Here is an 8,648-nt window from a genome sequence, read left to right as displayed (position 1 = left end):
AAATTACAGTGAAGATGTACTCTAGTGGTACATCTTTTCTTTATCTATGATTTATTGATTGAAATAAACTTCGGTCGCTATAAAAATACATTATTATATTGGGTAATATAATTTGCAGTCATCAGATGGGTAGAGTTTGCGGTTTAACACTTGTCGTTGGCGGCAAAAGCGGCTTAGAGCCTATCGAAAAGACCGTCATTGACAGAGCCGTGCGGGAAGTCTACCGGGAATACCTTGCAGACCCCGAACCGTCCAAAATGCCGATACTGGAAGATTTATACAACGCACTAAAGAAGCAGCCGGAAGCGGAAGCCGCACGGGTAGCCGCCGCACTGGAACTGTATGTGCATGGAAGCCTTAACGTGTTCAACCACCGCACCAACATAGACATACATAACCGCCTTGTCTGCTTTGACATTAAGGAATTAGGCAAGCAGCTCAAAAAGTTAGGTATGCTTATCATACAAGACCAAGTTTGGGGGCGTGTGACCGAGAACAGGGAACTCCACGCTAACACATGGTTCTATTGTGATGAATTTCACCTGCTGTTAAAGGAGGAACAGACAGCCGCCTATTCCGTGGAGATTTGGAAGCGTTTCAGAAAATGGGGCGGCATACCGACAGGCATAACGCAGAACGTCAAAGACCTGCTTGCAAGCCGGGAAATCGAAAATATCTTTGAGAACTCCGACTTTATCTATATGCTGAACCAAGCGGGCGGCGACAGGCAGATTTTGGCGAAACAGTTAGGCATATCCAATAAGCAGCTTTCCTATGTGACCCACTCTGAAGCCGGGCAGGGGCTTATCTTCTACGGGAATGTGATCCTGCCCTTTGTAGACCGCTTCCCGACAGACACGGAGCTTTACCGCATAATGACGACACGCCCGGAGGAACTTGCCAATGGGACATAAAAAAGCAGCCGTGACCGTACAGAAGATTGACCCGGACACAGCGGTTGCGTTTATCCGCAGATACCATTATTCAAAGGTGCTGCCCCGTCTGAACAAATGCTATTTAGGTTTTTTTGAGGGCGGGCATCTTTCCGGCGTTGCCCTGTTAGGTTGGGGGACGCAGCCCTTACAGACGATAAGGAAGATTTTCCCGGCGCATGACCTTACAACAGCGTCCTATGTGGAAATCGGAAAAATGTGCTTTCTCCCGGAAAAGAACCACACCGGGTATTTTGGCAGCCTTGCGCTCTCCGCACTCACACGTTGGGTACGGGACAACACGGGCTGCCTTTTCCTTTACACACTTGCAGACGGCATTATGGGGAAATGCGGCTATATGTACCAAGCGTCAAATTTCCGCTACTTAGGGCATTTCACAACGAGCGTTTACCGGGACAGCGCAACCGGGGAGAAGATACACCCCCGGAGTGCCGGGCAGCTCTTAGCCGAGAACGCCGCCCTAGAGGGCGTAAAAAAGAAATGTTGGCTGACCTATGACTTTTGCGCCGCAAAGGGGATTGAGAAGATAAACGGGCGTATGTTCCGCTATATCTACCCGCTGACCGTGGAAGCAAAAAACATCTTGAACAGCTACCCGCAGTACACGGGCTTACCCCGACCCAAAGACAAAGATTTATATTTTGCCGTCCGCACCGGGCAAAGGCAGTATACGCAGATAGCGCAGCCCCGCTTCAACCGGGATATATGCCGCTACAACCCGCAGAAATACGGGCAGGCAGAAAGGAGGTAACAGACCTTGCAGGAGTTTAAGGCAAAGGCAAAGACCACGCAGAAAATGACCCGTGACGGCGTTGTGGAAATCAACAAGGCAACCGGGGAACAGACCCGGAAAAGCCAGAGGGAAACAGACGATTTTTCCGGCGATACAGCGGAAAACGTGACCGGGAAAGCCTTTGACCGTGCCGCCACCGAAAGGCAGCGTCACAGGGCAAAGAAACGCCGCAGAAAGGCAAAAAAGGAAGCAAAGCAGGCGCAGGAAGCCACAGGGAAACAGGCTTCCCGCCTGCAATTTTCCGAAGCGGAGCGCAGCGACCCGGAGCTTGCAAAGTATGTAAAAAAGTCCGAGAAAGCCGCTGACAGACTGGAAGCGGCAAGGGAAAAGATACCCAAGCAGAAACGCATAAAAGCCGCAAGGGAATTTGACGAAGCCACCGGGCGGGCAAAGACCCGCCTGTACTTTGAAAAGACCGACAAGCCGCCAAACGGGAAGCTGCACCACAACCCGGCAGACAGACCCATAAGGGAAATCAAGAATTATGTGCATGGGAAAGTAGGCGAGGTGGAGAAAGAAAATTCCGGCGTTGAGGGCGCACACAAGACGGAGAAACTTGCGGAAAAGGCGGGCGGCTACGCAGGACGGAAACTAAAGGAGGGCTACCGAAGCCACAAGCTCAAACCCTACCGTGCCGCCGCCAAAGCAGAAGCCGCTTCCATGAAAGCAGACACCAATTATTTATACCATAAGACACTGAAAGAGAACCCGGAGCTTGCAGGCAATCCCCTCTCCCGCTTCCACCAGAAACAGCAGATAAAAAGGCAGTACGCAAAAGATTTACGGGCAGCGCAGAAAGCCGGGAAAACAGCGGGAAAGACGGCAGGCACGGCAAAGAAAGCCGGGAAAGCCGCAGGGGAAGCCACGAAAAAGACAACGGACTTTATTGCCCGCCACTGGAAAGGCATACTGACCGCTTCCGTGTTCCTGCTTTTAATCGTGATGATATTTACCGGGCTATCTTCCTGCGCTGCTATCATACAGGGCGGCGTTTCCTCTATCGTTGGCACTTCCTACACCGCCGAGGACGAAGCAATCCGGGAAGTGGAAGCCGATTACAAGGAACTGGAAAAAGACTTGCGGGAGGAAATCGCAGACATAGAAACCGATTATCCCGATTATGACGAATACCAGTACCACCTTGACGAGATCGGGCATGACCCCTTTGCCCTTGCGTCCTACCTTACCGCCAAGCTCTACGACTACACAAGGCAGGAAGCACAGGCAGAATTGCAGGCATTGTTTGAAAAGCAGTACACCCTTACCCTGCGGGAAGAAATACAGACACGCTACCGCACGGAAACCACCACCGACCCGGAAACCGGGGAAACCACCACCGAGGAAGTCCCCTACGACTATTACATTCTCCATGTGACATTAACCAATAAAAACATTGAAACCCTTGCCGGGGAACTCCTAACCCCGGAACAGAAAGAAATGTTTGACATTTACATGGAAACCAAAGGCAACAAGCCGGACGTGTTCGGGGAGGACTACGCAACAGGCACACCGGGCGGCGGGCAGTACACAGACTATGAGATACCGCCGGAAGCCCTCTCTGATGAACGCTTTGCCGCCATGATTGCGGAAGCGGAAAAATACTTAGGCTACCCCTATGTATGGGGCGGCAGCTCCCCGTCCACTTCCTTTGACTGTTCGGGCTTTGTGTGTTGGGTAATCAACCATTCCGGCGCAGGGAGTGTAGGCAGGACAACGGCGCAGGGCATTTTCAATTACACAACGCCCATAGCACCGAGCGAAGCCAAGCCGGGGGACATTATCTTTTTCACGGGGACTTATGACAGCGGTTCGGCAGTCAGCCATGTAGGGATATATGCGGGCAACGGCATGATGATACATTGCGGCAACCCCATTTCCTACGCTTCCGTCAATACCCCGTATTGGCAGCAACACTTCTACGCCTACGGGCGTTTACCATGACAAACATAACAGGAGGAAAATTTTTTATGATGAAACTGGAACGTATCGTTGCGGAGATTGAGAAAACAAAAGAAACAATCTCCAAACAGCAAAGCAGGCTACGGGAACTGGAAGCACAGAAAACCGAAGTTGAAAACCTGCAAATCGTACAAATGGTGCGGGCGTTACGCATGACCCCGGCAGAGCTTTCCACCTTTTTACAGGGCAAGCCGGACAATGCCGCAACAACAACAGCAACCGCAAACAGCAGCCTTTTTTCAAGACAGGAGGACACCGAGAATGAGTAAAAAAATCTTACATACCTTTGTAGCACTTGCCGCCGCCCTTATCCTTACGGGCGGCTTTTCCATGACCGCCTACGCAGGCGGCGGGGAGGAATACGAAGTAATTGAAACACCTGCACCAGAGCCGGAGGAAACCATAAACCCAAGCGACTCGCTGACCCCGGAGGGCAACGCAACGCTTGTAGATGATATTTGGGGAGAAAACAAGCAGCTTATCACAGTAACCACCAAGAACGGGAATTATTTTTATATCCTTATCGACCGTGCCGCCGAGGGGGAAAACACCGTGCATTTCCTCAACATGGTAGACGAAGCCGACCTTATGGCACTCATTGAGGACGGGGAAAAAGAAGAAACAACGGTAATGCCGCAGACCTGCACCTGCAAGGAAAAATGCGAAGCCGGGGCGGTCAACGAAAGCTGCCCCGTATGCCTTAACAACCGCAATTCCTGTATCGGCGCAGAAAAAGAAACCGAGCCGGAAACCGAAGCCGAGCCGGAACAGCCAAAAGACAGCAAAGGCACAAAAAGCCTGCTCCTGCTCTTTCTGCTGACACTCTTTGCAGGCGGCGGGGCGTTCTATTATTTCAAGTACATCAAGCCAAAGGAAACCGTAAAAGGCAGCCCCGATTTTTCCGACTTTGACTTTGACGAGGACGAGGAAGATACGGACTATGAGGACGAAACCGATTATGACGGTTACGGGGACGACACCGGGGACGATACGGAGGACACCGAAACGGACACAGACACCGGGGAAACAGAGTTTGAGGAAGATACGGGGGACAGCGTATGACGTGGTTTACAGACAGCCCTTTTGAAAAGATGATGACACAGAAACCGGGACACGGGCGGCATGGGGACGACACGCCGCCCGTCCCCCATTCCCCGGCTTGCGTTGGCTGCCCTTACCACAAGGGGCAAGCCCCTTGTATCGGATATTGTATCAAGAAATTACAGGCAAAAAAGCATACCGAGCCGGAACACTGAAAGGAGATATTTTTATGCAGTTAGTAATCGCAGAAAAGCCGAGTGTTGCTATGAGTATAGCCGCTGTAATCGGCGCAGACGAAAGAAAGGACGGCTACATGGAGGGCGGCGGTTTTATCGTCAGTTGGTGCGTGGGACACCTTGCGGGACTTGCGGACGCTACCCACTATGGAGATTTTAAGAAGTGGCGTTATGAGGACTTACCAATCCTGCCCCGGACGTGGGAAACCGTCATATCCCCGGACAAGGAAGAACAGTTTGAAACCTTGAAAAACCTCATGCACAGAAAGGACGTTGACGCTCTTGTGTGCGCCACGGACGCAGGGCGTGAGGGGGAACTGATTTTCCGATTTGTCTATGAGAAAGCCGGGTGTGAAAAACCGTTCTCCCGCTTGTGGATCAGCAGCATGGAGGAAAGCGCAATCAAGCAGGGCTTTGAAGATTTGCGGGACGGACACGACTACGACCCGCTTTACCACTCCGCACTATGCCGGGCAAAGGCTGATTGGCTTATCGGTATCAATGCGACCCGCCTTTTCTCCGTCCTCTACAACCACACCTTGAACGTGGGGCGGGTACAGACACCGACCCTTTCCCTGCTTGTGGAACGGGACAACGCCATACAGAATTTTGAAAAGAAAAAATATTATGTGGTGCGTATCGGGGACGGCACTTTTGAAGCGGCAAGCCCGCCCTACACAGAAAAAAAAGAAGCCGAAAAGCTCCGTGCGGATTGTGACGGGGAAACGGCGGTATGCACTTCCCTTATCCATGAGGAAAAGACCGAGAACCCGCCCCGCCTTTACGACCTCACGACCTTGCAGCGGGAAGCAAACAGGCTTTACGGCTACACCGCCAAGCAGACCCTTGACTACACCCAATCACTCTATGAAAAAAAGCTATGCACCTACCCCCGGACGGACAGCCAGTATTTAACGGACGATATGCTCCCCACCGCTGAAAATATCGTGTCCGGGCTTTTCGGCACACTGGACTTTGCAAAGGGCGTTGACCTCTCCCCGGACTATTCCCGCATACTGAACAGCAAAAAAGTTTCCGACCACCACGCCATTATCCCCACCGCCGAAGCGGTAAAGACGGATAAAAGCAGCCTGCCGGAAAGCGAAAGGAATATCCTGCTCCTGCTCTCCATGAAACTGTTATCCGCAACGGCACAGCCCTACCGCTATGAAGCCGTGACTGCTTCCTTTTCCTGCGGCGGCGTGACCTTTACCGCAAAGGGGAAAACAGTAAAATGCGAGGGCTTTAAGGAACTGGAACGCCGCTTCCGTGCCACCTTGAAAGCGAAGCCGGAGGAAGAAAAAAGCACAAAAGAAAACGCCCTGCCGGAACTGTCCGAGGGACAGGAAATCACGGCAAAGGCAGGCATGACCGCCCACGACACAACGCCCCCGAAAGCCTATACGGAAGATACGTTACTGTCCGCTATGGAACGTGCGGGAAGCGGGGACATATCAGAGGACGCAGAGCGAAAAGGCTTAGGCACTCCCGCCACCCGTGCGGCGGTACTGGAAAAACTTGTGCAGGCGGGCTTTGTGGAACGGAAGAAAAAGCAGCTTATCCCCACCAAAGACGGCAAGAACCTTGTCGCCGTCCTGCCCGACATTCTCACAAGCCCGAAGCTGACCGCCAAATGGGAAAACGCCTTGACGGAGATTGCAAAAGGGAACGCCGACCCGGACAGCTTCATGCAGGATATTGAAGCTATGGCGGCGGAGCTTGTCAAAGACCATGCCGCCGTATCGGAGGAACATAAAAAGCTGTTTGCCCCGGAAAAAAAGGAAATTGGCAAATGTCCCCGCTGCGGCTCTCCCGTCTATGAGGGCAGGAAGAATTTTTATTGCAGCAGCCGGGATTGTGCATTTTCCATGTGGAAAAATGACCGCTTTTTTGAAAGCAAGAAAAAGGAGCTTACCGCTAACCTTGCCGCCGCCCTGCTTAGTAAAGGCAGGGCAGGCATGAAAGGCTTGTATTCCGAGAAAACAGGCAAGACCTATGACGCTGATGTGCTGCTTTGTGACACAGGCGGGAAGTACGTCAATTACAAAATCGAGCTGAAAAAGACCAAGAAGCCAAAACCCAAGAAGTAACCAAGAGAAGAATAGCAAGCATAGGGATTGAGTACCCAATCCCGTAAATTCCCACTTTCCCGCCCTGCGGGACTTGTGGGAATTTTGCTTGTTGGGAAGTGTCCCAAACCCTCTTGAAAAGACCAAAAAAATTGAAAGGAGCTTTGCTTATGAAAGATGATTTTTCCGTGCTGATACAGAACCGCACCGAGTTTGAAAAAGGCAACCCGGAAACCGTATTCCTCTCCCTGCCCGCCACAAAAGAAGAACTCTACGAAGCCATGAAAGCACTGAACATCACAGCAGACAACCCGCAGGACTTTTTTATAAACGGCTATTCCACAAACGAGGACAGGCGCATTGAGATACCCTTTGAATGGATAAGGGACGGCGACCTTGACAAGATAAATTTCCTTGCCGCAAGGCTTGAAGAAATGACAACAGGACAGCTTGAAAAACTGGACGCTGTAATGCACAGCGATTTCAAGCCGGACAGCCTTGACGGGCTTATCAACCACACCTACAACACAGATTTTTATTCCCATGTTCCGGGCATTTTCAGCTATAAGGAACTGGGCGATTATTTCCTTGTTAAACCGCAAACTCTACCCATCTGATGACTGCAAATTATATTACCCAATATAATAATGTATTTTTATAGCGACCGCAGTTTATTTCAATCAATAAATCATAGATAAAGAAAAGATGTACCACTAGAGTACATCTTCACTGTAATTTCTTTATAGACTGTATTTACGGCATAGGCAATCTGTATACTTAACTCTTCATCCTCTATTTTTTCAAAGATTGCATTTGTATTCCAGAATATATCTGTTGGATGTGCAAGTACAACGTCTATTTCATAATCAACTATACATAAGTGCCATTCTGACAATAAATGATCAAGATAACAGCTTATTGTCTGTTTATCTGCTGTAATTTCAAAAGCAAAAAACGGCGTAATAGTCAGGCTGCTTATTTCTCCAATACACTTCTTTGCGTTTATATTTTTATAGATGTAATTCATAATCCTATCCCAGCATCAGTTCCTTGCTCGCCTGCATCACCAGTTCACTGTCGATTGTTTCCTTGTTGTAATGCATGCCAAGTATCAGACTTTTATTTATAAGCTGATTAAGGATTCTTACTGATGTATTCATCATAGAATACAGCGTATGGTAACATTCATCTTTGAACAGATCACTTCTGCAGTTGACCGATTTCAGTCTTGATACCACGTAATCCTTGACCTCTTCCTCATTAAAGCCAGTAAAGGTATAATTCATATTGATACGCTGTCTGAGCGGTTCAAGTGCTTTAAGACGCAGTGTTCTTAAGAATTCATTTTGTCCAACAAATATAAGTGTACAGTAATCTTTTGAGTCATAGTCAAAGTTCATAAGCATAATGAATTCTCTCAATACCTCTTTTCTCAGAAACTGGGCTTCATCAATCGCTATGATGACTTCCATCTTATTTTCTGATGTCAGTCTTTTAAGTTCATCCTGTATCTGCTTGAACATCTGAGATTTTTTAGTTGTTTCTTCAAGACCGAGTGCATCATTAAGCATACGATAAAAGTCAATGGCTGTAATAG

The 8,648-nt window shown here is 49.6% G+C and carries 8 protein-coding genes and 1 pseudogene; 7 read left to right on the top strand and 2 right to left on the bottom strand.

Annotation, left to right across the window (positions count from 1 at the left end; translation table 11 throughout):
* Positions 1 to 149: 149 nt before the first annotated feature.
* The 7 genes and pseudogenes from ACFOZZ_RS03570 to ACFOZZ_RS03540 form a co-directional block, all read left to right on the top strand.
* A pseudogene (locus ACFOZZ_RS03570) lies at positions 150 to 914 on the top strand (VirB4-like conjugal transfer ATPase, CD1110 family); the annotation flags it as partial.
* Positions 904 to 1,704 carry a hypothetical protein gene (locus ACFOZZ_RS03565; RefSeq protein ID WP_129175354.1) on the top strand — a complete coding sequence of 267 codons (801 nt, stop codon included), beginning with the start codon at positions 904 to 906 and terminating at the stop codon, positions 1,702 to 1,704. The pseudogene ACFOZZ_RS03570 and the gene ACFOZZ_RS03565, both read left to right, overlap by 11 nt.
* 6 nt (positions 1,705 to 1,710) lie before the next feature.
* Complete coding sequence (locus ACFOZZ_RS03560) at positions 1,711 to 3,687, top strand: C40 family peptidase (protein WP_129175352.1); 1,977 nt, start codon at positions 1,711 to 1,713, stop codon at positions 3,685 to 3,687.
* A gap of 26 nt (positions 3,688 to 3,713) precedes the next feature.
* Positions 3,714 to 3,974, top strand: a complete 261-nt coding sequence (locus ACFOZZ_RS03555; RefSeq protein ID WP_129175350.1) for a DUF4315 family protein — start codon at positions 3,714 to 3,716, stop codon at positions 3,972 to 3,974.
* Positions 3,967 to 4,767 (top strand): DUF4366 domain-containing protein, encoded by an 801-nt coding sequence (locus ACFOZZ_RS03550; RefSeq protein ID WP_376814716.1) that lies wholly within the window; start codon positions 3,967 to 3,969, stop codon positions 4,765 to 4,767. Before ACFOZZ_RS03555 ends, ACFOZZ_RS03550 begins: the two co-directional genes overlap by 8 nt.
* 208 nt (positions 4,768 to 4,975) lie before the next feature.
* The gene (locus tag ACFOZZ_RS03545; protein ID WP_376814715.1) at positions 4,976 to 7,072 is read left to right on the top strand and encodes a DNA topoisomerase 3; all 2,097 of its coding nucleotides are present in this window, start codon (positions 4,976 to 4,978) and stop codon (positions 7,070 to 7,072) included.
* 149 nt (positions 7,073 to 7,221) lie between these two features.
* The gene (locus tag ACFOZZ_RS03540; protein WP_376814714.1) at positions 7,222 to 7,668 is read left to right on the top strand and encodes an antirestriction protein ArdA; all 447 of its coding nucleotides are present in this window, start codon (positions 7,222 to 7,224) and stop codon (positions 7,666 to 7,668) included.
* A 71-nt stretch (positions 7,669 to 7,739) separates the two neighbouring features.
* Here the strand turns inward: ACFOZZ_RS03540 and ACFOZZ_RS03535 are convergent, their stop codons facing one another.
* Positions 7,740 to 8,078: a hypothetical protein gene (locus tag ACFOZZ_RS03535; protein ID WP_376814713.1), complete on the bottom strand. Its 339-nt coding sequence runs from the start codon at positions 8,076 to 8,078 to the stop codon at positions 7,740 to 7,742.
* A gap of 4 nt (positions 8,079 to 8,082) precedes the next feature.
* On the bottom strand, positions 8,083 to 8,648 hold a 566-nt coding region (locus ACFOZZ_RS03530; protein WP_376814712.1), incomplete at its 5' end, for an ExeA family protein.

Source organism: Catenibacterium sp. GCM10023432, assembly GCF_042651925.1.
Classification (GTDB): domain Bacteria; phylum Bacillota_I; class Bacilli_A; order Erysipelotrichales; family Coprobacillaceae; genus Catenibacterium; species Catenibacterium mitsuoka.
Note: the sequence above shows the minus strand (reverse complement) of the source record. Positions and strands in the feature narration are given on the sequence as shown.

Coding starts and splice junctions, on each gene's coding strand:
- ACFOZZ_RS03565 (WP_129175354.1), top strand. CDS start 904: ATGGGACATAAAAAAGCAGCCGTGACCGTACAGAAGATTGACCCGGAC.
- ACFOZZ_RS03555 (WP_129175350.1), top strand. CDS start 3,714: ATGATGAAACTGGAACGTATCGTTGCGGAGATTGAGAAAACAAAAGAA.
- ACFOZZ_RS03550 (WP_376814716.1), top strand. CDS start 3,967: ATGAGTAAAAAAATCTTACATACCTTTGTAGCACTTGCCGCCGCCCTT.
- ACFOZZ_RS03545 (WP_376814715.1), top strand. CDS start 4,976: ATGCAGTTAGTAATCGCAGAAAAGCCGAGTGTTGCTATGAGTATAGCC.
- ACFOZZ_RS03540 (WP_376814714.1), top strand. CDS start 7,222: ATGAAAGATGATTTTTCCGTGCTGATACAGAACCGCACCGAGTTTGAA.
- ACFOZZ_RS03535 (WP_376814713.1), bottom strand. CDS start 8,078: ATGAATTACATCTATAAAAATATAAACGCAAAGAAGTGTATTGGAGAA.